We start from the raw sequence: 26,583 nt of genomic DNA on the forward strand, positions 1-26,583 counted from the left end.
CCCGCGGAGAGGGTACCACATCGCTGCGCGATGTGCAAGCGAACACCCGCGCTGCGCGCGGGTGTTGCGCTCCCGCTCCGCGGGAGCGCTGACGGGATGCTGCGCGTCCCGCTCAACCCGACTGCTGCGCAGTCGGGTTGATGCTCCGTCCGCTGCGCTCCCGGAGCTGCGGGACTTTGTCCCGCAGTCAGGCTTCCGCTTCGCTCCAGCCTGGTGAAGCGGGTCCGCTGCGCTCCCCCGCCTGACGGTCCTTCCGGCTGCGCCTCCAGAACCTTGAGGCCCGCTATCGCGGGCCTGGCTGGCTACGAGGGCGGGTGGGCGGTTTATTCGATGTGTCCGGTGGTTGGGTCCACCTGCTTCAAGAAGTCCCGTGCTGACGCCTGCAGTTCCGGCTCGCTCAATGCTCTGGCCGGCTGCACGGCAGAGGTGAAGCCGTACCCGGGGTTAGGGCCTGACAGCCAGGTGAAGTCGTATGTGCCCGACTCTTCGGGTCGCTCGGTGACATCGAACGTTTCCCCGTCGACCATCAGTGTCAACCGCCGTGTGCTGCGTCTGTCCATGACTGGTCAGTATGCCGGGGTCCTGGCATCGCTCGCTCGTGTCGGTGTTTCAGGGTAGCGTGCATCAGGATGATGCAGCATGTAGCTTTGGATAAAACGTTGCACACCTTCCAGCCGCCCGGGCGGGGCATACTCACGTCAAGGGAAAGCCGTATGTGAAGTGTCCAGGATGTGGCGCGGGACCAGGTCCGGCGCCAGGCAAAGGATCTGGGGATCACTGCCGTTGCGGAGAGGGTCGCGGAGGCCGCTGTTCGCGAGCTTGAGACAGCGGAACAGTTGCGGCGCGACGGTTCCTTCTCCGAGTTCGGAAGGGACCCGGAGCGGCTGGCGGACGCCCTGGGCAGCCAAGCATGCCGAGTAGCAGCGCGTCAGGGACTTGATGGCCGCTGCCGGTTGAGGTGCGTACGAGTCGGAGCACGACGCTCAGGGCTCGGAGTGGGTTCGGGAACGCGAAGCGCGGCGTGAGGATGCTCTCGCGGCACAGTCTGCCTTCGAGGCGCGGCGGCGTGAGGAGGCGGACGAGCTGCGGACGGAGCTGTGGCTGTCCGCCGGACCTGGCCGGCGGATCCGGGCGGTGGCCGATCGGAGCGGCCTTCAGCCCGCTCAGGTCCTGGCGCAGCTCGCCGAACGGGTCGTGGTGAGCGAGGGCGGGACGGTGTCCGTCCCGCCCTTCGCACCGTCCCGGTAATTCCCCCGAAGCGGTCAGAAAACGAGCTACGAGAGGATCAGGAATTCCGGGTATTCAGCTCCGGGAACACCAGGTAGACCAGAAGTCGGCGTTCCGTAAGTGGGTGAGATTCCCTGCAAGGTCATCTGTTCCCCCTCAGGGGGCTCGGGGCACAATTGTGTCCGCGACCGGGTGTGAGCAGCCACCCCTACGACAACCGCTCTGCACTTGATTCATCGTCAACCAGCAGCAGCCTGGTCACTCCATGACAGCAGGACCGTCAGCATCCGAACCGCCTGAACAAGCGGTCTTTCACTCCGAGGCGCTGACGCCCTTCCAATGTCACCAGCGCACCCACTCACAGCACGGACGGGCTGGAGCGCGGGGCAGGGCACGATGAGGTCCTCCAGCCGTAGGACATGTGACCGGGCATCAGCCCATCGACTCGCTTTCTGTGGCCGGAGGCATGCTTCAGGCTGTGAGGTCGGGGAGGCGGTACTCGTACTTGCGGGGCCGCAGGTCTTCTTCGGCTGGCTCCTAGTCGGGGTAGTGCGAGACCGTTCCGCCGCTGGCGGTGTAGGGGTCAGTGACGGTGTCGACCCTGATGTCGCTGACGACGTAGAGGTCGACGGTGTTGTCCTTGTCCCGGGCGTGCAGGACCTCGTTGACGGTGAGTTCGACACTGGTGGCGGCGCCAGTCGTGCCCTTGACCTCGACGTGGCGTTCCTCGGCGCCGGGTGCAGCGCAGGTCGTAGGGCTTGCCGAGCTTCTCGACCGACACTCATGCACCTCACCGGCCTGTCAAAGACCGACGTCATCAACCGGGCCGTACAGATCTACGCCTTCCTCACCCAGCAAATGGCAAAGGCCAGACTCCGGCTCCCAGCCCTCCGCAGGTGCGCCGACGACCGGCACTACCGTCGGGTCGTGGACTGGAACTTCGCCGACGACGAGCTCTTCTTCTGCGGCGCGGTGGCCGTCATGCCGCAGCTGCTGCGCTGGCCGATCCAAAGACGTCGTCGAAGCGGTGCGCTTGCTCTGTGCATACGAGGTGGAAGGCCCCGCTGCGGTGGCGCAGGGCGTGAGCGGTGTAGTGGACGACTTCGGCTGGGGTGAGGACCTTGAGGTCGCCGAAGACGTAGTACAGCGGGGTGGGTGCGTGGGCCGCGGTGAAGAGGAGGCCGGCGTTGACGGTGTCCCTGCTGATGGCGTAGCGGTCGGTGCGGGTGCTGGGCATGCGGTCTTTGGCGTCGATGGTGACGAGGTCGGCGCCGCGGGCGGCGATCAGGTCGGGGAACTGCCGCAGGGCGGAGCGGGTCCGGCGCAGGGCCTCCCGTACGGCGGGCGGGTAGGTGCCCTGTCCGCAGGGCTGGACGGTCCAGCCGCGGGCGCGCAGAGCGGCTGCCACCCGACGTTCGTGCGCTTCGCCTATTGCCTGGCGGTCCTGCCACTGCGTCACCCTGGTTCCCCCTTGGGTAAGTTCTGCGACCCACATGCGTGATACGAAGCATTCACTGTTCGTACTACCCCCCCTGTGGCTATGATGCTCTTCATGGCGGCATACGTTGACCCACGCTTTCGTCCCACGCTCTGGCCCGGAACACCCGTGCCGACACCGGAGTTGATGCCTCTGGACGGGGCGCGGGCCGACGGCGAGTGGATCGTTTGGACCCCGCAGATCCGTTCCCGCTCGCGCACGGTCCCGGTGCCGGAGGACTTCTACCTGCGCGAGTTCATGGAGGTCGACCCCGAGGACCTCGACGCCGTGGCCGCCTTGATGCGCGCCTACGGACACCTCGGCGGGAGCATCGATACCGGGAGCTGGGACGTCGACGTCTACGAGCATCTCAAGGAGCTCACCGAGCGCGACCATCCCCGCGCGCCGTTCGCCCTGCACGGCGAACTGGCCACGCTGTTCATGAGGGAGGCGCGGGCGGCCGTTACCACCTGGCTGGCTCTGCAGCGTAAGGGCGGGCTCGACGCACTCGTCGAGCCCGAGGTGTCCGAGGAAGAGCTGGCGCAGTGGCAGGCGAGCAACGCTGACCGTGAGGAGGTGTGGCCGCGGGACCTGGACCACCTGCGCGAACTCGTCCTGGAAATCAGGGTCAGCAACCTTGTGAGCGAACTGAACTCCGCGCTGAAGCCGTTCAGCATCGGCATCGGCGGCCTGAGCGACCGCTACCCCACCGTCCTCTCCGTGGTGTTCCTCCAGCTCTACAACCACCTCGCCGAGGACGCCACGATCCGCGAGTGCGCGAACGAGACCTGCCGCCGCAGCTTCGTGCGTCAGCGCGGCCGCGCCGAATACGGGCAGAACCGCACCAGCGGCATCAAGTACTGCACCCGCGAATGCGCCCGTGCCCAGGCACAGCGCGAACTGCGCCGGCGCCGCAAACAGCAGACCCCGCCGCTCCAGCATTTGCCAGCGCCTGGTCCTCAGCCGCACGACACCTCAGAGCCGACTGCCGAGGGACGCTGACTGATGATCAGCCTGCGAGAACACCAGGTGGAAGCGAATTCCCGCATCCGCGCGTGGGCGGGATTCCCCGCCAGGTCACCGGTACCGGCGCAAGGGCTGCGCGGGACCGTCGTCTCCGCGACCGGATCCGGAAAGACGATCACAGCAGCGTGGGCCGCGTTGGAGTGCTTCCGCGGCGGACGGATCCTCGTCATGGTCCCCACCCTCGACCTGCTCGTGCAGACCGCCCAGGCATGGCGGAGGGTCGGCCACAACGGGCAGATGGTCGCGGTGTGCTCGCTGGAGAAGGACGAGGTCCTGGAGCAGCTCGGCATGCGGACGACCACCCACCCCATCCAGCTGGCCCTGTGGGCGGGCAGGGGTCCGGTGGTCGTGTTCGCGACGTACGCCTCGCTCGTGGACCGTGAGGATCCCGAGGATGTCACCGGCCGGGCGAAGGTACGCGGACCGCTGGAGGCCGCTCTGGCGGGCGGGGAGCGGCTGTACGGGCAGACGATGGGCGGCTTCGACCTCGCCGTCGTCGACGAAGCCCACTCAACCGCCGGTGATCTTGGTCGGCCGTGGGCAGCGATCCACGACAACACCCGCATCCCGGCGGACTTCCGGCTCTACCTCACCGCCACCCCCCGTATCCTCGCCCCGCCCCGCCCGCAGCGCGGCCGGGAAGGGCGGGAGCTGGAGATCGCCACCATGGCGTCCGACCCGGATGGCCCGTACGGCGAGTGGATCTACGAACTCGGACTGTCCGAGGCGATCGAACGGGGCATCCTCGCCGGGTTCGAGATCGACGTGCTGGAGATCCATGACCCTTCCCCCGTCCTCGGGGAGTCGGAGGAAGCGCAGCGGGGCCGGCGCCTCGCTCTGCTGCAGACGGCGCTCCTGGAGCACGTCGCCGCGCGGAACCTGCGCACGGTCATGACCTTCCACCAACGGGTGGAGGAGGCGATGGCGTTCGCGGAGAAGATGCAGCAGACGGCCGCCGAGCTGTACGCGGCCGAGGTCTCCGACGATGTTCTGGCCGACGCGGACTTGCTGCCGAAGTCGTCCATCGACGCGGAGTTCTACCCGCTTGAGGCCGGCCGCCACGTACCCCCGGACCGCGTCTGGTCGGCATGGCTCTGCGGTGACCACCTCGTCGCCGAACGCCGGGAGGTCCTGCGCCAGTTCGCCGACGGCATCGATGCCGGCAACGAGCGCGTGCACCGGGCTTTCCTGGCCAGCGTGCGAGTCCTGGGCGAGGGCGTCGACATCGTCGGCGAGCGCGGCGTGGAGGCGATCTGCTTCGCCGACACCCGCGGCTCCCAGGTCGAGATCGTCCAGAACATCGGCCGGGCACTGCGGCCGAACCCCGACGGCACGGCCAAGACCGCAAGGATCATCGTGCCCGTCTTCCTCCAGCCCGGCGAGGACCCGACCGACATGGTCGCCTCCGCCTCGTTCGCACCCCTCGTAGCCGTCCTCCAAGGCCTGCGCTCGCACTCGGAACGCCTCGTCGAACAGCTCGCCAGCAGGGCGCTGAGCAGCGGGCAGCGGCACGTGCACGTGAAGCGGGACGAGGACGGGCGGATCGTCGGGGCCGGCCGCGAAGTGGGCGAGGGCCAGGAGCAGGACGACACCTACGCCGCTGCCGAGTCCGCGCTGCTGCGCTTCTCCTCTCCCCGGGACGCCGCCACGATCGCCGCGTTCCTGCGCACGCGGGTCTACCGACCCGAGTCCCTGGTCTGGCTGGAGGGCTACCAGGCCCTGCTGCACTGGCGGAAGGACAACCACATCACCGGCCTGTACGCCGTCCCGTACGACACCGAGACCGAAGCTGGAGCCACCAAGGCGTTCCCTCTGGGGCGGTGGGTCCACCAGCAGCGGCGCACCTACCGGGCCGGTGAACTCGACGACCACCGCAAGGAGCTCCTCGACGAAGCCGGAATGGTGTGGGAACCCGGCGAGGAAGCCTGGGAGACCAAACTCGCGGTTCTGCGCTCGTACAGGCGGGCACACGGCCACCTCGCCCCCCGACGCGACGCCGTCTGGGGCACCACCGACAGTGAACTGGTGCCGGTCGGGGAGCATATGGCCAACCTCCGCCGCAAAGACGGCCTCGGCAAGAACCCCTCCCGCGCCGCGGTACGGGCAGCGCAGCTGACCGCGATCGACCCCGACTGGAACTGCCCCTGGCCACTGGACTGGCAGCGCCACTGCCGCGTCCTCGCCGACCTGGTCGACGCCGACGGCAGCCTGCCCTACATCGCACCCGGCGTCCTCTTCGACGGCGACGACCTCGGACGATGGCTGCAGCGGCAGACCCGCGAGTGGTCCCAGCTCACCGAGGAACAGCAGCGGAGACTCTCAGGACTGGGAGTGAAACCGGCCGAGCGCTTCGCACCAGCCTCCACAGAGAGCACGAAGGCCCCTGGGAAGGCATCGGCCTTCCAACGCGGCCTCGCCGCCCTCGCCCAGTGGATCCAGCGCGAGGGCACTCACAAGGCAGTACCGAGAGGACACGTCGAACGCGTCGTCGTCGACGGCCAGGAACACCAGCACAAGCTCGGCGTATGGATCTCCAACACCAAGAACCGCCGCGACAAACTCACCCACGACCAGCGCACCGCGCTTACCGAACTCGGAGTCGACTGGGCCTAGTAGCTGGGTCTGCCGGGTTGCTGAAGTGTGGCGTGGCGGGTCCTGAGGGGTGCCTTGCGCCCTCAACGGTTGGTGTTCTCCTCTCGGATCATCCGTCGGAGGCTGGTGCGTGCTGCCGCCAGGTCTGTTTCCAGGGTGCCCACGCGGGCGTGGAGCTCGTGGTTGTCGTCGGTGGCCTGCTGGAGGCTGTCTTCGAGTCGTTGGTTGGTCCGTGTGAGTTCGTCGACTCGTTCGGCCAGGTGCCCGGTGTCGAGGGCGTCGAGTTGCTGTCCGAGCTGGTGCTGGATGGCCCGCCTCATCCGGTCTCTGTCTTCCCTCAGGGTCCGGATCTCCTGCCTGGCGAGCTCGAGTTCTGTGCGCAGCGTGGCGGTGGTGCTGCCGATGCGGGTGGGCAAGGGGGTGGTGGGGTGCTGGCGTTGTTGTGCGGCTTCGATGTACTCGCGGATGCCTTCGGTGTAGGTGAGCCATGTGGAAACGCCGGCGGTGCGGGCGACCGCGGTGTGGGTGATCTTCTTGCCCTGTTGTTCCAGGGTGGTGAGCGCAGTCAGGGCTCGCTGGCGTTTGTCGAGGCTGGCGCGGCGGCGCGCCTGGGCGAGAGTGTGGGGGTTGCCGCGGGGGTTCATGCCGGCTCGGTCCTGGACACCGGGGTGAGCGGCAGGAGGGTGTGGGTATTGCCGGCGCGGGCTTTGCGCAGGACGGTGCTGGCTTCCTCGATCTCCTGGCGCTGCGCCGAAGGGAGGGCGGCGAGGCGGCGCTGCATGCGGTCGGTGACTTGCTCGTAGGCGTTGATCTGGGCGGTGAAGGCGGTGATGACGAATTCGGCGGCGTCCATGGCCCGGGCTGTCTCGCGGTCGGCGCGCAGTTCGTTGATGTGCTGTTCGATCGCCGGGAGGTAGGAAGGGTCGGGGCGGTAGAAGCCGCAGCCTGCGCACTGGAAGCGGATGGGGCAGGAGCCGCCTGCGGCTTTGACGTTGCTGGGTTCGGTGCATCCGCCGTAGGGGACGGCGACGGAGCGCAGTTCGTAGGCGGTCTCTGAACTCGGGCTGGGGCAGCCGTGGTTGTCGACGACGTGGGCGGCGAGCTTGGTGACGGCGTCGCGTTTTCGTTTCAGGGAGACGGTTAGGGGGTGTTTTGAAAGTCCCGCACAGCACCCACGGCGCCCGGCACGCACCCTCGCCGCACCGGCCGAAGCCCCAAGTACGTCCAGTACGAGGGCCTTCGTCCGGCACGCCGAGGGCACGCACCGAACACCGCGGGCACCGCACAGGACTTTCAAAACACCCCCTAATGGTGGAGTCGGGTATTGGAACTCTCGGAATGCCTCACCCTGTGCGGACCCATGCCGCGAAGTCGTCGGCGAGTCCGGGCGGGTTGGCGGCCTCGGTGCGGCGCGCGATTGCCTCGTAGTACTCAAGTTCGTGGAGGATCACGGGCACCGGCTTGCCGATGGCGCTCTTGATGACGCCATCGTTGTGGAGGTCGCGAGCGAGTTGGACGCATGCCTGGTTGAAGTTGGCCTCGATCAGCGCGGCGGTCGGCCCCACGGTTGTCATCCAGTCCTCGGGCTGCGTGCACTCGTCGTCGTACCAAAGTCCGAGTTCAGTGATCCACTGACGGCGTGCTGCGGCTCCGTCAGCGTCTCGGGTGAGGTCGCCGATGACCGTGAGCTCGTTCTGGAGCCAGAAGGCGTAGTTCCAACGGGCTTCCGCCTCGTCGGATGCATCCGCGATGCTGCGTCGGAACTGGGCCTCGGTGTTGTATCCGATGGTCAGGGTGGGCTGTCGGGGGTCGTCCCTCTCGTCGTCGATAAAGAACGAGATGACGTAGATGTCCTCTGCCTCGCCAGCCGGGATCGAGCTGATCGCTCGATCGGCAAGGGTTCGGAGGTAGTCCTGGAAGGTCACGGGGCTGGAGCCTTTCGAATGCGGTTGCTGACGTCGGCGGCGTAAGTGGCCCAGTCACCGGCGGCGGCTCGCTGCCATTTGACGGCGACGGTGATGTCGATGCCGAGCGTTCGGGCGAGGACCGCGGCGGGCAGCTCGGTGGCGAGCTGGAACAGAGCGGTTGAGCGAGTCTCGGCGAGCCGGATGCCGAGCTTGCGGAGCCGTTCGCCCATGGCCCAGGCACTGATCGGGCGGCCGGGCTGGCCTCCGGGGAACAGCCAGGGTGACTCCGTCCGTGCGAGGACGGCATGGCTGCGGCGGACCGCGACTTGGCGGAGGGCGAGTTCAGCGACGGGTGCCGGGAGTTCGACCGGGACGGCGCCGAGGTGGATGCGGACGGCGCCGTCCGTTTCCTCGATGTGGTCGACGGTGAGCCGGGAGATCGTGGCGGGCCATTGGGCATAGAGGAGCAACAGCAGGCCGGCGAGGCGGTCTTCGGGCTTGAGGGTGTCGTCGTGCAGTAGGCGTCGCGCGGTGTCCCAGCGGGCCTCGTTGTCCATCGGCTGGGTGGGGCCGTTCCATCTGACGGCCGGGAAGCTGAGGTCGCGGGTGATCTTCTGGGCCAGGGACCAGCGCACGAAGTGGCCTGTCTCTGTGCGAAGGAGGACGTCGTCGCTGGTCATCCAGCGTTCAAGATCGGCCTGTCGGCAGGTGGGCAGGGTCAGATTCTGTTCCTCGAGCCAGTCCAGGAGGTAGACGGCCGCCCGCAGGTGCTGCCGCGCGGTCGCGAGCTGGTAGTGGGTGATCTCCTTGCCGTGGCTGCGTCGGCGAAGCCGACGTAGAAGGTGCCACGTTGCGTACCGGTGCAGGATTCTTCGTCCCTCGACCGTCGTATGGGAGGTGGCGAGGTCCTTCACGTGCCGTTCGAGGCGGATCATCTGCTCGTCCCGTTTGGGCAGAACTCCGGCGGCGGCGAGAACGCTGCGGATGTGCTCCACGACCTTGCCTTCCGGGAGCTCGTCCAGGGCCTGGTGGGTGAGAGGGCGGCGGCCGGAGCCAAGATCGGACAGGACCGTGGACACGATGCCTTTGGAAAGCCAGCTCATCGCGGTGCGGGCCCGTTCGGTGCTGGCCAGGGCGTCGTAGAGGGGCTGCAGCTTCGAGGGTACGGAGCCGGTGTCGTCGGCGAGGAGATCGTGGAGCCGCTGCTTGAGAGTGCAGCGAGGACACGGGCCCGGCGCGTGAAGCCGTTCGGCTTGTCCGCAAGTGGGACATGGGCGCCAGAGCTCGACGTCCGGTGTCGTGCACGGACCGCAGATGGGCGCGTCGGCGGTGCCGGAGTGGATGCCGCGGAGTCCTCCGCAGACGGTGCAGTGAGCTTGTCGTTGGAAACAGCCGCGGCAGCGGGGCAGGCCGGTGAGCTTCGAGAGTGTGCCGGGTGCGGTGCGGCCGCAGATCGCGCAGACCAGGACGGGCAGGGGGCAGCAGTTGGGGCAGAGGGGCCCGTCGGCGGTGCGGTTTTGTACTCGGCGTCGTTCGCCGCAGCTGATGCAGACCTCGGTATTCGCGGGGTCGGTGATCAGGCAGTTCGGACACAGCGGTCGCCCCTGCTCGTCGCGGGTGGCCGGCTCGCGCCGGGCTCCGCAGCGTACGCATTCTTCGACGCGGGACTTGGCGATGCAGTTGCGGCAGACTCGCTGCCCGTCCAGCGGCTTGTCGATGCGGACCACCCGGCGGCAGCGAGGACAGGCGGGCCGGACGACCCCGGCGATACCGGCCTCGTGCAGCAGGTCGATGAACTTCAGGATCGCGCGATGCGGCGCCAGGTAGCCCTCCCCGGTCAGCAGCCGGGGATTCTCCTCCAGGGCCCAGACCACTCGCTGGCGATAGTGGGGCCGGTCGGGCGCCGTCCGGCGGAGAGCCTCGGCGACCGCATCACGGTCGGCGCCCGGGGCGATCGCGGTGATCAGATCGTGGACGACTGTGACGGGATCGCGGTGGTCGTGGTCGGGACACATCTTGCAGCGCGGCAGGCCCTTGCGGTCTCGGAAGCCGACGCGACGGACGTTACCGCAGGCGGTGCACTCGGCAGTTTCCTGCCCGCAGACCGAGCAGTACCAGTCCTGCCCCTTGCGTTGGAGGGTTCGCAGCTTCTTGCCGCACTCGGCGCAGACTGGCGGTGCGATCGCCGATGCTCCGGCCTTGCGGAGCTCGATGAGTAGATCGCCGACGGCCCGGGGCGCCGGGGACCGGCCGTCGGTCAGGACGGCGGGCCGTATGGCCAGGGCCTTGGCCAGCTGTCGTGACTTCGCTCGGCCGCCCGCGACCGCTGTGACCACGGCCCGGATCATCTCGATGCCGAGTTCCCTCTCGATGTCGGCGACGAGGTCGGTGATCAAGCCGACCGGGTCTGTGACGGCGCGGTCGAGCTGGTCCGCGGTGGTCATGACCGGTCAACACCTCTGATCCGGGCCCGCTTTGGCCGCAGCCCGCCGAGTCCCTCCGTATTGGGTGCCGAGCCGCCGGCAGCTGCCTTCTTCGGCTTCTTCACGGCGACGGCCACCGCGATGGGCTCGATGAGGTCGTCCATGGTGCAGTCGAGGATGTCGAGCAGGGCCATGAGGATCTTCAGGCTCAGTCGCTCCGGTCGCTCGACGACGAGCCGGTAGACCTGGCTGGAGGACAGGCTGATGCCGCGTTCGGCGAGCGGAGGGATCAGGTCGGTGGTGGAGAACATCCCGCGATCAGCCATGACTTTGCGCAGGTGCCAGTGGTAGTCGAGCTTGGCGGCCATCGCCGAATCCCTCCTCGTCAGGCTCCGGCAAACGCCGGGGCCAGTGCCTTGTGCAGGGAAGTGTTCATGAAGTCGTCGCTGACGTGCGTGTAGATGGCCAGGGAGCTGTCGCACTCGTGGCCGACCTGCTGCTGGATGAACCGCCGGTCCACCCCGTCCTCGGTCAGATGCGTGACGTAAGAATGTCGGATTGAGTGGGGAGTTAGGTCTTTTGGGAGCTTTAGGGCGTCGCGGTATGCCTCGAACCGGTCGTTGATGGAGCCGGGCTGGAGGCGGCCCCCGCGTTCGGTGATCCACAGAGCCGGGTGATTGGGGAATCCGAAGCGCGGCCGGACGTTCTCGACGTAGTCGGCGACCGCCTCGACGGCCCAGTCCATTACCGACAGCACGTTCCGCCGCCGCGGCGGCTGGCCCTTCTTCGCCTTGCCGTAGCGGACGTTGAGTGTGCCGTACCGGCCGAACTGCCGGGCCTGCGGATTGCGTCCGAAGTCAATCACGTCGAGCTTGGACGTCTCAGTCCGGCGAAGCCCCCAGCCGTAGATGACCTTGAACAGCGTGGCGTCGCGGTAGGCGGCGAGGGCCCCTTTGCGCTTGGCCTTCACAGCGCGTGCGACCTGGTCGTCGGCGTAGTCGAGGAAGCGCTGCAGCTCTTCCCTTGTGAACGGCCGTGCCTCCGGGGCACCCTCGTAATCCTGCAGGTGAGGGAGGGTGTTCCACTCGTGGCAGATCGCTACCGGGAAGGTCCCGAAGGCTTCTTCACACGCCGGGACCCAGCCGTATCGGGCATCGATGAGGAGCTCGGTGAACACCCCCACCGTGCCCTGGTAGCTGCGGATCGTGGAGGGCGCCAAGTGACTCTCGCTCGTCAGCGAGGCCGACCACTCATCCAGATGGGCGGGCGTCCATCGCCACGGGTACTCGTTCGTGAACTCCAAGAACCGGCGGATCAGCCGTTCCCTCGGGTCAATCGTCTCGTCCTTCAGCCCTCGCGACTTCTGCTGAGCACGCCAACCACGCAGCATCGCGTCGAACATCGCGTCCTCCGGACGCAGCTGAACGACCCCGGAGACAAGCTCCATATGGGCCGACCCGGCCAGGGCCACCTTGCGCTGATGTGCCACTCCAGACCATCCCTTCTGGAGAGCAGATCATGCATCAGAAGGGATCAGCTCGGCAACACCCCTGTTCAGGAGGCCAGTTCGTAGAGCCTACGAACACCTTCCGTTTCCCTCCGTGACCAGGCGACCTGCAACTTCTCGCCCGCCTGATGCAATTCCCGAGGGTTGTAGTAGCGCTGGGTGGTGCTGACGGATTTGTGGTCCATCAGTTCGCGCAGGACGTCGAGGGGGGTTCCGGCATCGGCGTGGCGTTGTGCGTAGGAGTGGCGGAAGGCGTAGGGGTAGATCAGGGTCCGGTCGAAGGGCAGGGGGTTGCCGTGGGCGTCGACTCCTTCGGCGTGCAGGGCGGGCAGGGAGTCGACCCAGGCTCGCAGGGTCTCGCTGATGTAGTTGGCGTTGAGGTGGCCGGCGCTGCTGTAGGCGCTGAGGGCGGGGAAGAGGTAGGCGTCGTCGTCGGCAGGCAGTTGGAGGTGGGGGCGGCGGGCTTGCCAGGTGCGGATGGCCTGGGCGGTCGATTCGGTGATGGGTAGGCGCCGGCGGTGGCGGTGGCGTTTGTGGTTGTTCCAGATCAGTGAGATCTGGCCGTGGGTGGTCTCCAGGCAGTGGTGGGGCAGGGCGGCGATCTCCAGGGGGCGGCGGCCGGTGTCGCGGAGCAGGATGTAGACGGTCTGGTAGAGCAGTTGCCGGTCGGCGGGTGGCAGGTCGCGGCGGCCTTGGACCTCTCCCAGGCCGAGGGTGTCCAGGTGGGTGTCGAGCTGGCGGATGACCGTTTCGGGAACAGCCTTGCCGATGCCGTCTTCGTCGGTTTCCTCGATGCGGATGCGGTGCTCGACCGGGTGGCGGGTGAAGGCTCCCGCGAGTGTGTTCAGCTGTCCGGAGCGGCGGCCGTAGTCGATCAGCTGGAAGAAGCAGCCGACGAGCGTGCGGCGCTGTGAGGAGCGGTAGAGGGTTCCGTCGCGCCGCAGGGCGACGCGGAAGGCGTCGACGATCGCGGAGGCGTCGGTGAAGTGCAGCGCCGCCGGGTCGAGGCCCTGTCCTGGTCGCTGGGCCAGGGTCCGGGAGGCGATGGTGACGGCCCGCAGGGTGTTGGAGAAGACCTCGGTGCGTGGCGTGCTGGTGGTGGCCCAGTGGCGTATCAGGTCGCGTAGCCAGGGCTGGTGGATGGGGCGCAGGTCTGCGGTGCCGGGCATGCGGCGGGGGGGGCGCCCCCCCCGCGGTGGTGCGCAGGCCGATGCTGCGCAGGTCCAGGACGTCCGGCTCGGTGAGGGGCCTGCCGGAGAATTCCTCAAACCCGCTGCGGACGACGGTACGCAGCCGCTGCAGTGTTCTGACGGCGCCGGCATGTGCACTGGCCAGACGGTCCGGCCCGGCATCTTCCGCCAGGAGAGTGCTGGCGCCGGCCAGATCGCGCACGAGATTGCGGATGCGGTGCGGTTCCAGGGCCCGGATCCAAGAGTCGGTCTGCTGCAGGCCATAGAGCATCTCGTGGCGCAGCAGGTCGGACAGCGGCAGGAGGCTGAACTGGTGCGTGGCCAGATAAGGGGACTGCTGCACGGCCCATTGCTCGGCGTCGAGGGGGCGTCGGCGGTTGTCCTGGCTCCATTGCCGGGCGTGGTAATTGCACAGACCCCGGGAGTTGTAGGACGGGCTGGGGCACGCGGGAACCTGACAGGGAAGGTCGTCGGTGAAGGGCTGGGCGCGGTCCCGCAACCAGGCTTCCTCTGTGCCTTTGATCGCGTGGTATTTCCATGCGCCGTAGTGCGTGACGCACATGCCCTTGCAGTGGCGGGGGCGGACACATTGCACGCCCTCGCAGGTGATGGAGCACCGGACGGTGACCATGCCGGGAAAGCTGCGCCGGCGGGCCGGACGGTAGGTCACGGCGAAGGCGTCGGGATCCTGGTGTGAGGCTCTCAGCTGCTCGGCGCAGGGAGAGCAGAAAATGTTCTTGGTGTTGACGATGGTTTCGCAGGCCCTCGTCCGGCAGGTGGAGGAGGAAGTACGGGAGTTGGTCAGATCACCAGTGAACAGCCAACGTCCGCCCTCCCACTCCCCCGGCCGCCAGCTGCCGTCGAAGCGGTCCTGGAGCCAGGCTAGCCAGGCCCGGCTGTCCCAGTCGCCCTCGCCCGGTACAGCGGCGTCGGGCAGGCGCAGGATGCGGCTCATCGGTGCTCCCGCAGGGCCTGGACTCGCTCGACGGCCTGGCGGGTCTCGGCATCGGTGACGTGCCGGTAGCGCTCCATCGACAACGGGGAGAGGTGCCCGAGCAGACGCTGCACGACGTCCCGGTCCACACCATCGCGCAGCCAGGCCGTAGCCGCAGAGTGGCGCAGCATGTGCGGGCGGAAGGCATGGTCGGCGGCCCGGGCCAGGCGGTCGAAGAGGTCCTTGGCATTGGGGTACGACATCGGCCGGCCCACCGGCGGGCGGAACAGGTTGACGAAGACCATCTCTCCGTCAGCGGCCGGGCCCGTGGTGTCGCGTTCGTACTGGTAGTCGGTGTAGAGCGCGACCAGATCGGCGGTGACCGGGACGATGCGCGAACGCCGGGACTTGGCCAACGCGCCATTGGGGTTGTCGCTGCGGCGGCGGACGTGGAGATGCGGCCCCGCGGTGCCGCAGCCCAGCACCCGGGAGGAGGCCAGCAGGTGCAGATCCTCGCGGCGCAGCCCCAAAGCCTCCCCGATCCGCAGACCCGTACAGGCCAGCAGCGCGATCAGGAACCGGTCCCTCGCCCGCCCCGCCAGAGCGATCATCGACGCGATCTGTCCGGAGCTGAGGTCCTGGTAGCCCGGATCGGTGAACGCGAACCGGAAGGAGGCCGCCTCGACGGTACGGAACTGTCCCGTCTCGCCCGGGTCGTAGCCCGGCGGCAGATGGAACAGCCGCTTCGGCTCCGACAACACCGCCACCGTCTGCGGTGTGACCCAGCCATGCACGGCACCGAACCTGAGGAAACCGCTCACCACCGTCATCACCGCGTTCGCCGTCCCGGGTGAGCGGAACCGCGGTTCAAGCGATGGCCGCAGGCCCCGCGCCGGGAGAGGCTCGGTGATCAGCCACCGCTGCAGACCCGCGAGCTCCACAAACCGCGGAGCAGCCCAGTCGATGCGCTGGTCCTGGCAGTAGGACAGATACAGCGCCACCCGGCCCGCATAGGCCCGCTCGGTGTTCGCCGAACAGCCCCGGGACCGCAGTGAGGCCAGGTAGGCGGTGGCCTGCGGATGCAGAGCGTAGGTCACCGCATTCACGACCACCCACTGCTCGGCACCGGTTGCCGGAGAGACCGACCGCTCTGCAAGGAAGATGAGACACGTGCCGAACGTAACTACCAGCCCGAACACCGGCGTTGGCCTTCCCCGAACACCCTCCCCTGCAGATCGGGACGCGTACCCTACGTCCCCCACACCCTGGACAACCCCAGATAAGCAGAGTGCCTGCAGCCGACTCCCTGGCGCCGGTCAGGTACGCGTCGGCGCAGCAGGGCAGGTCGGCGTGCAATGCAGGGACAACCGGCCACCACGCTCCCCGCTGCTGCTCAGCGCCCGGCAATCCGTGATGTCGCGTCATAATGCTGGCGGCACAGGGGGGGGGCATATGGATCTGTCGTTTTCCAAGCAGTTCGACGTACAGGCAGTCCTGGAGAGCGGGAAGCGTCCCGTCCAGTTCGGGACGAACGTGCTGGCCGGTCTCATCGAGGGGATTGATGAGTTCCGGCGGGGTCTCGAACAACAGCGGCGGTCGCGAAGTCTGGGGCCTGCGATGCTCGGGGCCTTTTTGTGGGTGGACGATGCTGAACTGCTGCAGCGCATCGCCGAGTTCCCCTCCGCGTGTGTGGTGGTGAGCAAGCAGCCGCGAGGCAAGTACCACGCAGAGCGGTTGCGGAAGGTCGCCGAAGCTGTGAAAGATGCGGCCGGTTTCCCAGCCTGGGCTCTCTCCGAGCTGGAGGAACTGCGCTTCCACCAGGACGGCAAGGCGCCAGTGCTGGGCCCTGGCTCGCCGCCGGAACGCATCCGGCTGCCGGCACTTCGCACCCTGGGCTACCGCAAGGCCGGAAACCATCTCGTCCCGATTCTCCACACCAAGATGCTGCTGCTGGGTGAGCTGTGGTGGCACGACGAGGACGCTCTGGGAGGCGTGGCAGATGTCACCGGCTTCACGCCACACCGGCTGTGGCTGGGCAGCGCCAACGGCACGGGGAGCTCCCGCCGCAGCCTGGAGTTCGGGCTGTGGCTGGATGATCCCGGCCTGCTGAAGGCCGCGCGACGGTTCCTGGTCGAGGTGCTGGCCCAGTCCGAGGACCTGGATCCCGACAGCGACGACCTGACACCTGACCTGGTGGTACCGGACTACGACGACGAAGCCATGTGGGAGGCGATGGCCGCGCTCGCCGACTACGACGCCGACGAGGACAGCGGGGACGACGCGTGAACAGCGCAGGCGAGGTCGCGGCTGTCGGCTCGCCCCGGTTTGCACTGCACACCCTGGGCTGGCGTGCCTTCCAGGACCTGTGCGCGGCCGTCCTGCGGGAGGTATGGGGGCAGTCGGTGCAGGCATTCGCCGACTCCAACGACGGAGGCCGGGACGGTGCCTTCTACGGCACCTGGCTGCCGCCTACACGCCCCGGTAGCGTGCACGACATTCCACAAGGGCCGTTCGTGCTGCAGTGCAAGCACACCAAGAAGGCCGACGCCACGCTCGCTCCGTCCGAGCTGGACGACGAATTCGATAAGGTCAGCGCCCTGGTGAAGCGGGGCGTGTGCGGAACGTACGTTCTACTGACGAACGCGCGGGTCACCGGCACCTCCGAGGAGGAGATCCGCCGTCGGCTGCGCGCGGCTGGGGTGGCACATCCGCTGGTCTTGGACGGGCAGTGGCTGAGCGACATGATCGCCGCACATCGCGGACTGCGGATGTTCGTCCCCCGCGTCTACGGCCTCGGCGACCTATCGCAGATCCTGGACGAGCGCGCCTACGCCCAGGCCTCAGTGCTCATGGCGTCCGCGCCCGAACAGGTGACCACATTCGTCGTCACCGGCGCCTACCGCAAGGCCGCTCGCGCCCTGCGTGACCACGGCTTCGTGCTGCTGCTGGGCGACCCGGCCGTCGGCAAGTCCGTCATCGCCCTGATGCTGGCCATCAGCGCGGCCGACAACTGGGGCTGCACGGCCATCAAAGCCCGAACCTCCGAAGAACTCGTGCAACGCTGGAATCCGCATGAGAAGGATCAGTTCTTCTGGCTCGACGACGCTTTCGGCGCTGTCCGCCACGAGGAACACCTCACCCACGCCTGGGCGCGCGACCTGCCGCACGTAATGAGCGCAGTCAAGAACGGCGCCCGTGTGGTGCTGACCTCCCGCAGCTACATCTACAACGAAGCCCGCCCGCTGCTGAAGCCGTACGCCTACCCCCGGCTGCACGAGCAGCACGTTACCGTGGACGTCGCCGACCTCACCCGCGAAGAACGGCAGCAGATCCTCTACAACCACCTCGCCGCCGGCGACCAGCCCCAAGACGTGCGCGCCCAGATGAAGCCGCACCTGGAAGCAGCAGCCGACGCCGCCCCCTTCCGCCCCGAAGCCGCACGTCGCCTTGGACTAAGCGCCTTCACACCGGGTCTGTCACTGACCCGTCAGGGCATCACCGCGTTCATGGCCAAACCCCGGCAGTTGCTGGCCGACGTCTACGATCAGCTGGATGCGCATGCTCACGCGGCCCTCCTCCTCACCTACGCCACGGGTCGCGACAGGGGTCTGCCCAGCCCCACCGCCTTCGATGCAGCCCAGCGCGACATCATCGAACGGGCTGGCGCCACACCAGGCGGCACCAACAAGGCCCTGACCGCGCTCACCGGTACCTTTCTCACGCTGACGACGGGGCTCGACGGGCAGGCGTACTGGGCGTTCCACCACCCAACGCTCTGGGAGGGCTTCGCAGCCTGGCTGACCACCCAGCCACACCTGCTGTCCGTCGTCCTCACCGGCATGACCGACCAGGCCCTGTTGTCACGTACTGACTGCCTCGGTCCCGGCAGCAAGCAGCGTCTGGGCACTCTGCTGCGCATCCCTCCCCCGCTCTACCGGGAGACAGCCCAACGCTTGGCCGCCCTGCGCCACCAGCCCCGCGGACGCCTCGAGCCGTGGCAACAGCATTACGACCGACAGCAGGCCGTACTGGCCTACCTGGCGCGGAGCAGTTGTGACGCCTTCCTGCGTGCCTACGTGGCTGCAGACCCACAGGTCTACGAGACGCTTGTCGAGTTCGGTTCTCCCGCCCATTACGACACCCGGACGACGGTACTCGCTCGGCTGTACCAGGCGAGCCTCCTGTCGGAAGAGGTCCGGCAACGTGCCATCGGCCGTATGAAAGAGCTGGCCATTGCCAGTCCGGACGCCTCCTGGATCGAAGACGAGGACTGGCAGAAAAAGGTCTGGCATCTCCTCCTCACCGACGAGGAGCGCGAGCAGTTGTTCGAGCACGTGCGCCAAGAGCTCGTTCCACGACTTGAGGACATGGTGGACGATTGGCTCTCGGACGCTACCGGAGACGAGGACGACCCCGTCGACAGTGCCTTGCTCTGGTATACCCACGCATTCGAGCGGCGACGAGATCACAATGCCGCCGCAGAGTTCGACTGTGCACGCGACGTGTACCACCAGGAACGCAGATCACGAGCACGCAGCGAGGGTAGTTGGGGCCCTGACGCCTGGGATGACCGGGATGAGCGGCGGGGCGGATACCAGCCTCCCGATTCGCATCGCAGCCTCTTCGACGACATCGACCAGTGACCGGCCTAGACAACCACCTGGTACGCGGCATCAGCCGCTACCGTCCGAACAAACGTGACTCACACTTCCCCCACCTGTAGATAATCGACATCAGAAGCGTGGACAGTGTCGCCCTGTTGGACCCGAAGGGCGCGCCGCACGATATCGTCCAGGCCATCGGCCGGGCGCTCCGGCAGAAGCCTGGACAGGGCAAGCTCGCCTCCCTGATCGTGCCCGTCTTCCTCCAGCCCGGAGAAAAGCCGGAAGACATGTTCACCTCCGGCTCCTACCGGCCCCTGGTGAAAGTCCTGGAGGGCCTGCGGGCCCACGACGAAGAAGCCGTGGAACTGCTGGCCATCCCCCAGGAGCCGCAGAAGGACGTCGCCCAACCGTCCGTGAACATCGGTCCGCCACCCGGGGAAGGCGAAGACGAATCCCGTCTCCTGCTCCGTTTCGCGGCACCGCGTGATCCGGTGATGGTCGCGGACTGGGTCTCCTTCAACGTGATCGACACCGAACGCCAGGACTGGGCACGCGGCTGGGCCAAGCTGAAGACGTACGTCGAGCGAGTCGGGAACGCAAGGGTCCCCTACGGACACCGCGAGGGCGCGACACCGCTCGGGCAGTGGGTCGCTGAGCAACGACGCGCCTACGCAGCCGGGCAGATGACCGGCCAGCGCGCCCGCCGGCTGGAGAAGCTGGGCATGGTCTGGTCCCTGGCGGATGAGCGGTTCCAGGAGAACCTGGAGGCCGCCAAGGCGTACTACGAGCAGCACTGGACACTCTGCGCCCCCCGCACCGCGACAGCGCTGGGCAAGCCGTTGGGGATGTGGCTCGCGAATTTGCGGCGCCCCAGCGCGCTGGAGGGTCACCCCCAATGGAAGACGGCACTGGAGGCCGTGGACGAGGATTGGAACCCGGAGTGGCCGGCCGACTGGCAACGCCACTACGCCGCGCTGCGCGAACTGGTGCGCGACGAAGAGGGTCCGGCGCAGGTCCTGCCTGGGTTCACGGTTCATGCGATGGATATCGGGAAGTGGCTGGCCCGGCAGCAGAAACCGGAGGTCTGGGCGGCCCTGGCGGAGGGACAGCGCGAGCGCCTGGAGGCGATCGGCGTCGTCCCGCCCGCCCCGGAGCCTGAGACACCCGCAGTCCCCCAAAGCGCCCTGAGCGCCTTCGAACGAGGCGTCGCAGCCCTGGCGCAGTACAAGACCCGTACCGGATCCTTGACGGTGCCACGAGGGCACACAGAGATGATCGTGGTCGACGGCCAGGAACACTCGGTGAAGCTGGGGGTATTTCTGTCGAACACGAAGGCGAGGCGCGCGAAGCTGACCGCGGACAAGCTCTCCGCGCTGGCCGACCTCGGGCTGGACTGGGCGGCATCCTGACGCTGTCGGGCGGACTCCGGGCGCTCTGTACGGCCCGGGGTCTTTCGCTGTCCCGAGCCTGCGGCATCGCACTGGAGTGCGCGTAGGCACTGGGAATCCCGGGCCGCCCCCTCTGCCAACGAGACCACAGGGGTCGTCGCCGTCTATCGGTCTTCAACTCGGAGCAGCCGCGTTCCCTCCAGCGCCTCCCAGCGCCCGCCAGGACGTCCCGGGCCATCTCACCGTTGCCGGAAATCCACCCCGGTAGAAGCCCACGCACGGGCACGGCAGGGGTTTTCGGGAGCACCCATGGGACGCGGGCGGTGCCCACCGCCTGCGCCCTCCAGCCCCGCACCGCCTGGCGGCTCACACAGCGGTGGGAGGCTGGGTCGGTGGCGCCTGCCCGGCGGCATTCGTCGACGACCGGGCTGCTCGGGCAACGTGCTTCATGTCGTCCGGATCGCTGCGCCGCAGCACGAACACCTTGATAAGCGCGAGCAGGCTGGGACCGCACAGGAGAGTGGCCAACCATGGAGAATCAGGGGCGACATACACACCCGCGCCGAGCATGGCCAGGGCCAGCACGGCCCCGACGATTACCTCGGTCATCTGCCGCCGGTGCGCCCGCTGCTCCCGGCGCTCCTCGTGAAGTCGTTGCTCTGCATCACCCTGCATCTTCAAGCGCTGCATCAGTACACGGTGGTCACGGCCGAGCTCCGGCTCCAGCGCCTCCAGCGCGGCTTTCAACTGCTCCGCGCCCAGTTCCCGCCACTGCATAGCGATCTGCATACCGGCGGAGAGGATCGGGTCCTCGTCCGGTGTCCAGTTGGCAGGCAGTTGGCCTTCCCTGTTCACTGCAGTGAGCCTCCGCCAACTTGAAGTCGCAGGTCAAACGGCTGGTGTGACCGGTCCTCGGGATACTCGCGCTGGTCGTCCGCGGCTGTCTGCGGAGTAGATCGTCTGTCAGCGGTTGACTTCGAGGTTCGTCAGAACGAGCAAGGCGCGCAGGAGGCGGGTCGCGTGGGCGGGGTCGGTGCGGAGCTTGGTGAGGGTCCGCCAGTTCTTGAGGTGGGCGAAGCCGTGCTCGACCGGTGCCCGTCCGACGGCGAGGACGCGGTTGGCTTCCTTCTGGCCGGGTGTGAGCTTGTGGGTGCGGCTGGCGTGGAAGCCGGTGACGATCACGGGGTCGCGTACGTCGTTGTCCAGGCCGCGGAAGCCGAGGTCCGCGAGGGCGCCGAGGCCGGCAGCGCGCAGGTGGGCCAGGATGTGGTCGTGGCGGGCTGCGGTGATGTCGTGGGTGCGGCCGGGCCGGGCGGCGGACATCCAGATCAGGCGGCCCTTCTCGTCTGTCAGGGCGAGGAAGTGCAGGCCGTGATGGTGGTGTTTGCCGGAGTAGTTCCGCCGGTCGGCCTTCCCGGTGCGGCGCTGGGTGGGGATGAGGGTGCCGTCGATCAGGACCACTTCCCCGCCCTGCTTGGCGACCTTCTTCAGGACGCGGTCCAGGCGCGGGGCCTGCGCGGCGAGCAGGGCGATCAGCTCGTCGCGCCATCGGCGGACGGTGGACTCGGAGACGTTGTTGCCGCCGGCCATGTCGGCCAGTCGCTGGTCGTGGCGCAGCACGGCCAGGACGATCACCGCGATCCGTCCGGGCGGCTGGACCCGCCACCTGGACCGTATTGCCTTCAGATGGCGCCGCAGCAGACTCGCGAGGTGGTTGACGGTCCGTGTGGACAGCGGCAGACGGCATTGGTAGACAAGCGGGCAGGTGCCCTCGGCGCGTTCCTTGGTTTTCGTCACACAGATCCAACGGCCGCCGGGGGCACCGTGGTTACGCCCGTGGCGCAGCCCTCCGGGCGATGGCGTCCCCGGTCACAGGCGGGTGGTGAAGCGGCCGTCGGGCAGTTTGCGCAGCCAGCCGCGATCAACGAGTCTGACCAGCCTCCCCGCAGCGGTTCCAGCCTGGCCCGCACGGTGATGTCGACTCCCAGTATCTCGCCGACCTGGCGGGCCATGATCGGTCCGGCGGCCTGCCGCACGGCAGCCAGGATGCGCTGATAGTCCGGCGGGAGCACGGTCTCCTCCGCATCTGGCGTGCGGTGCGGGACCAGCATCACCGCCCGGCCGCCCACCTGCCCGGGCGCCGGCGCGGCCAAGGCGCGTTCGCCGGCGAGCTGCTCGCTCACCCGGTCAAGGACACGTTCGGCGACGGCGAGTTCGTCCCGCTCGGCCCGCACCTCCGCCAGCTGTTTGGCCAGCTGCTCTTCGAGTTCGTCCAGTTCCGCGCGGCGCGCGGTGATCCGTTCCAGGAGTTCGGGATCCAGCATGCGTCGGATCGTAGAAGCCGTCCGACCGTCACGGGCCGGAATCAGCGAACCGGCTGCGGCCGTTGCCTACGCGCTCACCGCACTGAGTGTTCCAATGCAGCCCGATGATCGGAAACCCACTGATAGGCCGCCTGAATTTGGCTCACCGCCCCTGCGTCCCGGAGCCGGGCCATCGCGACGTCACCCGCATCGGCCTGGGCCTTGATGCCCCGCCAGCACCGGTCCTGCCACCACAAGATCGTGGATACGAGATGTTGCCGGTCCAACAGCTCGTAGCTGTCAACGATCAGCCTCATGCGCCGGGCTGTCTCTACGACGTCGGTGACCGCAGGGCCGAGATCGAGGTACTGCCAGCAGACATGAGCGATGTCGTGGATCCGGGCGCCAGGCGCAGCAAGGTCCCAGTCGATGAATGCCGTCGGGCGAAGCTCGCCACTGGACAGGCGATAGACGGTGTTCTTGGGCGACAGGTCGTTGTGACACACGACCTCTTGGTCTCCGGCCAGCGGGGTGCCGGCCGTCAGGTCGTGGAACTCACGCACTAGCCGGGCGACCGTCACCAGACTCTCGTCCGATGACACGGCGGCAGGTTGTTGCGGCTCCCATGCCACATGGCCATCGAGGTAACTGAGGACTTCACGGCCCTCGTCGTCGACACCGAGATACCGCGGTGCACCACTCCAGCCACCGGCTTCAAGCAACCTCAGCAGATCACCCACGAACTTCGTGCGAGCCGACGTTGGACGGCGCACCGTCTCCCCGACACGAACAACGGCATTGACAAAACCTCCGGGCAAAAACGACTCAGGCATCCGTCCACCCTGCCCGATCGCTACCTCCAACGCTCAATAACTTGTCCTGACACTTGATCCGCCACCGAGCCAACTCCGCCAGGTGATCTACTCCGCAGACAGCCGCCGACGACCAGCGTGAGTATCCCGACAACCGGTCACACCAGTTCTTTGACCTGCGACTTCAAGTTGACGGAGGCTCAGTGCTCCTCCGCCCCCGCTGGACACCGGCATGTAGTCTCCGCTCGCGCCCTCAGGAGGGGGGCCGAGTCGCATGAAGAGGCGTGCCAAGGTGTGGTTGATCGCGTCCGCCGCTATATCCGCAACAAGCTGCGCATCTTCGGCCAGCAGAGCACCTGAGTCCCCCTCGTCTCCGCCGTCCTCGACGTGGCCCAACCTCCGGGCTCTTCCCCGCAAGCCAATGGCTGAGGCCGCATCCTGACCGACAAGCCCCTGCGCCGCCATCACGGCGGCGCGAAGCTCATTCTCGGAGACCAGGTCGCCCTCCATGAGCCTCTTGAAGGCGCTATGCCTCGGCAGTTGCTCCGGTTCCTCTGCTGCTTCTCCGGCCCTGTGACGCAACACGCGCTTGCGCCAGTGCGCCCTTGGATCCGATTCAGCAGGCAGCGCGCGGCTGTTCTCTTCCTCTGCGAGGATCTCGGCCACGACGTCGACTTGATCCCCGGTGATCTCCGGGAAACGGAGCCTTGGACCCTTCGTGTTGCTCGAGTTGTCGGGCCTGCGCATAACGAGTCGCTGCCAGAAGGAACGAACAGTCACGGCCTGGCCTCCCCCGAATGGCGTCATGTGACGGACGGCCAACAGTAGTCAAGCCGGAGAGCAAAAGAAGTAGAAAAGGGGACATTGTCTGCCGAGTAGCGGAGCGGGTGGGGCGCCGGCGGCGCAGGGCGCGTCCCCCTGCGCCGCCCATGCACTGCATCCGCTCGCCTACTGCTGTTCTCGGCGCTCCGCTGTGCCCTGCCCGGCCTTCAGCTCTCGCCGGTGGCGGCTCACCGGGCGCTGTCCGGGCAAGCACGGCCGCTGGGGACGGATCTGCGTCCTGGACGAGGGTCACGAGACCTCGATGGAGGCACCGCACTGGGGGCGCAACAGCGAGGGGCAGCCGATCGCGTGGGTGGGCAGCGCGCTCGACGACTGGTAAGCAGCGGCCGACGCTGCACCGGTCGTGCGCATGCTGCACCACAGTTCCGGCCGCTCCCCCGCCGGCAGACGCCCCTTGCACCCTTCCCACGGAGCAGCAGCCGGTCGCACGGCTTCCTACGCGACGGCCGCCCCCTGCCCTGGTGGCCCTCGTCCCGCCCCGAGTGCTGGTCTTCCCCCGGGCCTGCGTCCTCTCGGCGGACCTCCACCTTGCCGACGCCTTCGCTCAGGGCGCGGGCCATGTGGCGGGCGCCGGCCCGACCTGCCCACCGCCTGCGCCTTGCCCCCTGGAAAGCGGCGTGGCCAATTTCAGCACACGGCGATAGCTAGGCGACGGTGTAAGCGTCGGTGGGAAGGTAGACGTGTGCACGAATGGATCTTTAAGGGGAGCACGTGAGTGAAGAGCACCATGGCGCGTGGTGGACTCCGGACACACCCGGCGTGCGGGTGCCGGGGTCTTTGACGCGCGCTGCGGACGGATGGCGCCTGAACCTCATTGGCACCCTGATGGTGAACTCGTGCGGCTGGGACGGCCTCTACCTTGTGCCACCGCACACGATCTGGGGATCTTGTCAAGGTGTCTCGTACACCCTCTTGGATTGCTACCTGGACGATGAGGTGCAGGGACCGAGTCCCAGTGCGACCCACACGACCAGCGATCAGTGGACCATGGGATGGCGCGTCGGACAGTTGGTGCACGGGGGTGAGATCACCGAGTCAACTCGCTTCAGCGCAGCGGAGTTCGAGATCACCGGTCTGCCAGCCTGGTGGCCTCCGAGCGGGCTGCGTGGCCCGCGGGCGGGTTCCGGTGCCTACGCCGCGCCCGACGATGTAGCCATTGCCCTCGACGACGGAACGATCGCCATCTCTGTCCGCGAAAGCCGCCACCACGGCCGCCGGATGAGATCCCTGCGTGAACGCGTGGTGGTCAGGGCCGACCGGGTTACAGGCTTCACCCTGGACGAGGTGGAGAAGGAGATCGTGGCCCCTCGGGCCCTGGTCGCCATCGGGGTCGACGAGCCGGTCAGCGTGTTCAACCTGCGTGTCGTGCCGAAAGACCGCCTCCCGGAAAACAGACTGCCGCTCTTCTTCACTGTCGACCCTCACGACGGCGAGGCACCCGAAGAGCCCTCGCCGTCGCTGCGCGCCCCGATGCCGCTGTCGCCGTCCCTGGACGCAATGCCCTCCTTCATCCCAGTGTGGCTGAAGCTGGCCCGGCGCTGTTCCGTGCCGCTCGACGCGGTAGAGCCCCGCCAGCGGTCCGGGTCCCTGCAACTACAGCTCCTGGACGTCGTCAACGCAGCCGAAACACTCCATCGCGCCCTGCACGACGACCCGACTGAACACCCTTTCGCCCAGCGCGTGCGCTACGCGCTCAAGGATTCAGGAGCGTTCAAGTCCGCCGAGCGCCGCGACGTGTATGACGCGGTCAAGGTGTTCGTGGACATCACGCTGGAGAAGCGTCTCCTGGCCCTGGCCGAAGAACTCGGGCCCAAGGTAGGCGAGTGGCTCTTCAACGACACAGTCAGACCGTGGGCCTTCGTGGCGGCCCAGATCCGCAACGCGCTGAGCCATGGTTTCCCAGCTCCCCACCGAGTCCATGAAGATCCCGGAGCGCTCGCGGGCGCGCTGTACCTGACCGAGGCCGTCATCACGCTCCGACTCCTCATCGAGGCGGCTTGCCCTCAGACACGACCCTGGCCGCGCAGCTCGACAGGCATCCCAGAATGCGTTCCCTGGCCAAGCAGAGCATCGCCGACTGGCCCGCACTCGCCCACCGCATCAAACCGGACCAGTGGCAGCAACCCGCACCCGCACCCGCACCAACCGACGACTCCGCCTCATCAGAACGTGCGCATGAGACGCCACGGGCCGCACCGGATGACCCTCAACTGCCAGCCCCGTAGACGAGAACTGGGCGCACAGGCCGGCGTCCAGGGTGAGGCGGGCGCGCTTCCCCGCGATTCGCATGCGCTCCCAAAGGGCATCCGCTGGGGCGGGCGCGCCAGATGCCCGGCGGTGTGAAGGATCG

General features: G+C 67.7%; 23 protein-coding genes. 6 read left to right on the plus strand and 17 right to left on the minus strand.

Annotated elements, in window-relative coordinates:
- Positions 1-323: 323 nt before the first annotated feature.
- The 3 genes from ACN6LB_RS36265 to ACN6LB_RS36275 all read right to left on the minus strand — a co-directional run bounded on the left by ACN6LB_RS36265 (position 324) and on the right by ACN6LB_RS36275 (position 2,686).
- Positions 324-560 (minus strand): hypothetical protein, encoded by a 237-nt coding sequence (locus ACN6LB_RS36265; protein WP_445029563.1) that lies wholly within the window; start codon positions 558-560, stop codon positions 324-326.
- 1,204 nt (positions 561-1,764) lie between these two features.
- On the minus strand, positions 1,765-2,016 hold the full coding sequence (locus ACN6LB_RS36270; protein WP_445029564.1) for a protein NO VEIN domain-containing protein: 252 nt from the start codon (positions 2,014-2,016) through the stop codon (positions 1,765-1,767).
- Between the two features lie 190 nt (positions 2,017-2,206).
- The gene (locus ACN6LB_RS36275) at positions 2,207-2,686 is read right to left on the minus strand and encodes a hypothetical protein (protein ID WP_445029565.1); all 480 of its coding nucleotides are present in this window, start codon (positions 2,684-2,686) and stop codon (positions 2,207-2,209) included.
- Between the two features lie 93 nt (positions 2,687-2,779).
- Here ACN6LB_RS36275 and ACN6LB_RS36280 point away from each other — a divergent pair, with 93 nt between their 5' ends.
- Positions 2,780-3,706 (plus strand): hypothetical protein, encoded by a 927-nt coding sequence (locus ACN6LB_RS36280; protein ID WP_445029566.1) that lies wholly within the window; start codon positions 2,780-2,782, stop codon positions 3,704-3,706.
- 3 nt (positions 3,707-3,709) lie between these two features.
- Positions 3,710-6,343, plus strand: a complete 2,634-nt coding sequence (locus ACN6LB_RS36285; RefSeq protein WP_445029567.1) for a Helicase associated domain protein — start codon at positions 3,710-3,712, stop codon at positions 6,341-6,343.
- 62 nt (positions 6,344-6,405) lie between these two features.
- Here the strand turns inward: ACN6LB_RS36285 and ACN6LB_RS36290 are convergent, their stop codons facing one another.
- From ACN6LB_RS36290 to ACN6LB_RS36325, 8 genes are all read right to left on the minus strand, one after another.
- Positions 6,406-6,966 (minus strand): DUF6262 family protein, encoded by a 561-nt coding sequence (locus tag ACN6LB_RS36290; RefSeq protein ID WP_445029568.1) that lies wholly within the window; start codon positions 6,964-6,966, stop codon positions 6,406-6,408.
- On the minus strand, positions 6,963-7,583 hold the full coding sequence (locus ACN6LB_RS36295) for a hypothetical protein (RefSeq protein ID WP_445029569.1): 621 nt from the start codon (positions 7,581-7,583) through the stop codon (positions 6,963-6,965). Before ACN6LB_RS36295 ends, ACN6LB_RS36290 begins: the two co-directional genes overlap by 4 nt.
- 82 nt (positions 7,584-7,665) lie before the next feature.
- Positions 7,666-8,247: a hypothetical protein gene (locus ACN6LB_RS36300; RefSeq protein WP_445029570.1), complete on the minus strand. Its 582-nt coding sequence runs from the start codon at positions 8,245-8,247 to the stop codon at positions 7,666-7,668.
- Positions 8,244-10,673, minus strand: a complete 2,430-nt coding sequence (locus tag ACN6LB_RS36305) for a site-specific integrase (RefSeq protein ID WP_445029571.1) — start codon at positions 10,671-10,673, stop codon at positions 8,244-8,246. Before ACN6LB_RS36305 ends, ACN6LB_RS36300 begins: the two co-directional genes overlap by 4 nt.
- Entirely contained in the window at positions 10,670-11,020 is a 351-nt protein-coding gene (locus ACN6LB_RS36310; RefSeq protein ID WP_445029572.1) for a helix-turn-helix domain-containing protein, read from the minus strand. Before ACN6LB_RS36310 ends, ACN6LB_RS36305 begins: the two co-directional genes overlap by 4 nt.
- Positions 11,021-11,037: 17 nt before the next feature.
- On the minus strand, positions 11,038-12,141 hold the full coding sequence (locus ACN6LB_RS36315) for a tyrosine-type recombinase/integrase (RefSeq protein ID WP_445029573.1): 1,104 nt from the start codon (positions 12,139-12,141) through the stop codon (positions 11,038-11,040).
- A gap of 65 nt (positions 12,142-12,206) precedes the next feature.
- Positions 12,207-13,328 carry a tyrosine-type recombinase/integrase gene (locus ACN6LB_RS36320; RefSeq protein ID WP_445029574.1) on the minus strand — a complete coding sequence of 374 codons (1,122 nt, stop codon included), beginning with the start codon at positions 13,326-13,328 and terminating at the stop codon, positions 12,207-12,209.
- Between the two features lie 972 nt (positions 13,329-14,300).
- The gene (locus ACN6LB_RS36325; RefSeq protein ID WP_445029575.1) at positions 14,301-15,380 is read right to left on the minus strand and encodes a tyrosine-type recombinase/integrase; all 1,080 of its coding nucleotides are present in this window, start codon (positions 15,378-15,380) and stop codon (positions 14,301-14,303) included.
- A 355-nt stretch (positions 15,381-15,735) separates the two neighbouring features.
- Between ACN6LB_RS36325 and ACN6LB_RS36330 the strand changes: the two genes are divergently transcribed.
- The 3 genes from ACN6LB_RS36330 to ACN6LB_RS36340 all read left to right on the plus strand — a co-directional run bounded on the left by ACN6LB_RS36330 (position 15,736) and on the right by ACN6LB_RS36340 (position 20,296).
- Positions 15,736-16,569: a hypothetical protein gene (locus tag ACN6LB_RS36330; protein ID WP_445029576.1), complete on the plus strand. Its 834-nt coding sequence runs from the start codon at positions 15,736-15,738 to the stop codon at positions 16,567-16,569.
- A complete protein-coding gene (locus ACN6LB_RS36335; protein ID WP_445029577.1) occupies positions 16,566-18,926 on the plus strand; it encodes an nSTAND3 domain-containing NTPase in 2,361 nt (786 codons plus the stop codon). Before ACN6LB_RS36330 ends, ACN6LB_RS36335 begins: the two co-directional genes overlap by 4 nt.
- A 98-nt stretch (positions 18,927-19,024) precedes the next feature.
- Entirely contained in the window at positions 19,025-20,296 is a 1,272-nt protein-coding gene (locus tag ACN6LB_RS36340; protein ID WP_445029578.1) for a Helicase associated domain protein, read from the plus strand.
- A 345-nt stretch (positions 20,297-20,641) separates the two neighbouring features.
- Here the strand turns inward: ACN6LB_RS36340 and ACN6LB_RS36345 are convergent, their stop codons facing one another.
- From ACN6LB_RS36345 to ACN6LB_RS36370, 6 genes are all read right to left on the minus strand, one after another.
- Complete coding sequence (locus ACN6LB_RS36345; RefSeq protein WP_445029579.1) at positions 20,642-21,130, minus strand: hypothetical protein; 489 nt, start codon at positions 21,128-21,130, stop codon at positions 20,642-20,644.
- A gap of 108 nt (positions 21,131-21,238) precedes the next feature.
- The gene (locus tag ACN6LB_RS36350; protein WP_445029580.1) at positions 21,239-22,072 is read right to left on the minus strand and encodes a transposase family protein; all 834 of its coding nucleotides are present in this window, start codon (positions 22,070-22,072) and stop codon (positions 21,239-21,241) included.
- Complete coding sequence (locus ACN6LB_RS36355) at positions 22,069-22,599, minus strand: hypothetical protein (protein WP_445029581.1); 531 nt, start codon at positions 22,597-22,599, stop codon at positions 22,069-22,071. Before ACN6LB_RS36355 ends, ACN6LB_RS36350 begins: the two co-directional genes overlap by 4 nt.
- 74 nt (positions 22,600-22,673) lie before the next feature.
- Positions 22,674-23,411 carry a phosphotransferase gene (locus ACN6LB_RS36360; protein WP_445029582.1) on the minus strand — a complete coding sequence of 246 codons (738 nt, stop codon included), beginning with the start codon at positions 23,409-23,411 and terminating at the stop codon, positions 22,674-22,676.
- Positions 23,412-23,498: 87 nt separating this feature from the next.
- On the minus strand, positions 23,499-24,170 hold the full coding sequence (locus tag ACN6LB_RS36365) for a hypothetical protein (protein ID WP_445029583.1): 672 nt from the start codon (positions 24,168-24,170) through the stop codon (positions 23,499-23,501).
- Positions 24,171-24,461: 291 nt separating this feature from the next.
- Positions 24,462-24,584, minus strand: a complete 123-nt coding sequence (locus tag ACN6LB_RS36370) for a hypothetical protein (RefSeq protein WP_445029584.1) — start codon at positions 24,582-24,584, stop codon at positions 24,462-24,464.
- 360 nt (positions 24,585-24,944) lie between these two features.
- Here ACN6LB_RS36370 and ACN6LB_RS36375 point away from each other — a divergent pair, with 360 nt between their 5' ends.
- Positions 24,945-26,576 carry an ApeA N-terminal domain 1-containing protein gene (locus tag ACN6LB_RS36375; RefSeq protein ID WP_445029585.1) on the plus strand — a complete coding sequence of 544 codons (1,632 nt, stop codon included), beginning with the start codon at positions 24,945-24,947 and terminating at the stop codon, positions 26,574-26,576.
- Positions 26,577-26,583 lie beyond the last annotated feature (7 nt).

This window comes from Streptomyces sp. SAS_270 (genome assembly GCF_052543295.1).

Bases quoted from the DNA above. Each gene is read 5' to 3' on its own strand.
- ACN6LB_RS36265 (WP_445029563.1), bottom strand. From the start codon at position 560: ATGGACAGACGCAGCACACGGCGGTTGACACTGATGGTCGACGGGGAA.
- ACN6LB_RS36280 (WP_445029566.1), top strand. From the start codon at position 2,780: ATGGCGGCATACGTTGACCCACGCTTTCGTCCCACGCTCTGGCCCGGA.
- ACN6LB_RS36285 (WP_445029567.1), top strand. From the start codon at position 3,710: ATGATCAGCCTGCGAGAACACCAGGTGGAAGCGAATTCCCGCATCCGC.
- ACN6LB_RS36290 (WP_445029568.1), bottom strand. From the start codon at position 6,966: ATGAACCCCCGCGGCAACCCCCACACTCTCGCCCAGGCGCGCCGCCGC.
- ACN6LB_RS36305 (WP_445029571.1), bottom strand. From the start codon at position 10,673: ATGACCACCGCGGACCAGCTCGACCGCGCCGTCACAGACCCGGTCGGC.
- ACN6LB_RS36310 (WP_445029572.1), bottom strand. From the start codon at position 11,020: ATGGCCGCCAAGCTCGACTACCACTGGCACCTGCGCAAAGTCATGGCT.
- ACN6LB_RS36320 (WP_445029574.1), bottom strand. From the start codon at position 13,328: ATGCCCGGCACCGCAGACCTGCGCCCCATCCACCAGCCCTGGCTACGC.
- ACN6LB_RS36330 (WP_445029576.1), top strand. From the start codon at position 15,736: ATGGATCTGTCGTTTTCCAAGCAGTTCGACGTACAGGCAGTCCTGGAG.
- ACN6LB_RS36355 (WP_445029581.1), bottom strand. From the start codon at position 22,599: ATGCTGGATCCCGAACTCCTGGAACGGATCACCGCGCGCCGCGCGGAA.
- ACN6LB_RS36360 (WP_445029582.1), bottom strand. From the start codon at position 23,411: ATGCCTGAGTCGTTTTTGCCCGGAGGTTTTGTCAATGCCGTTGTTCGT.
- ACN6LB_RS36370 (WP_445029584.1), bottom strand. From the start codon at position 24,584: ATGCGCACGACCGGTGCAGCGTCGGCCGCTGCTTACCAGTCGTCGAGC.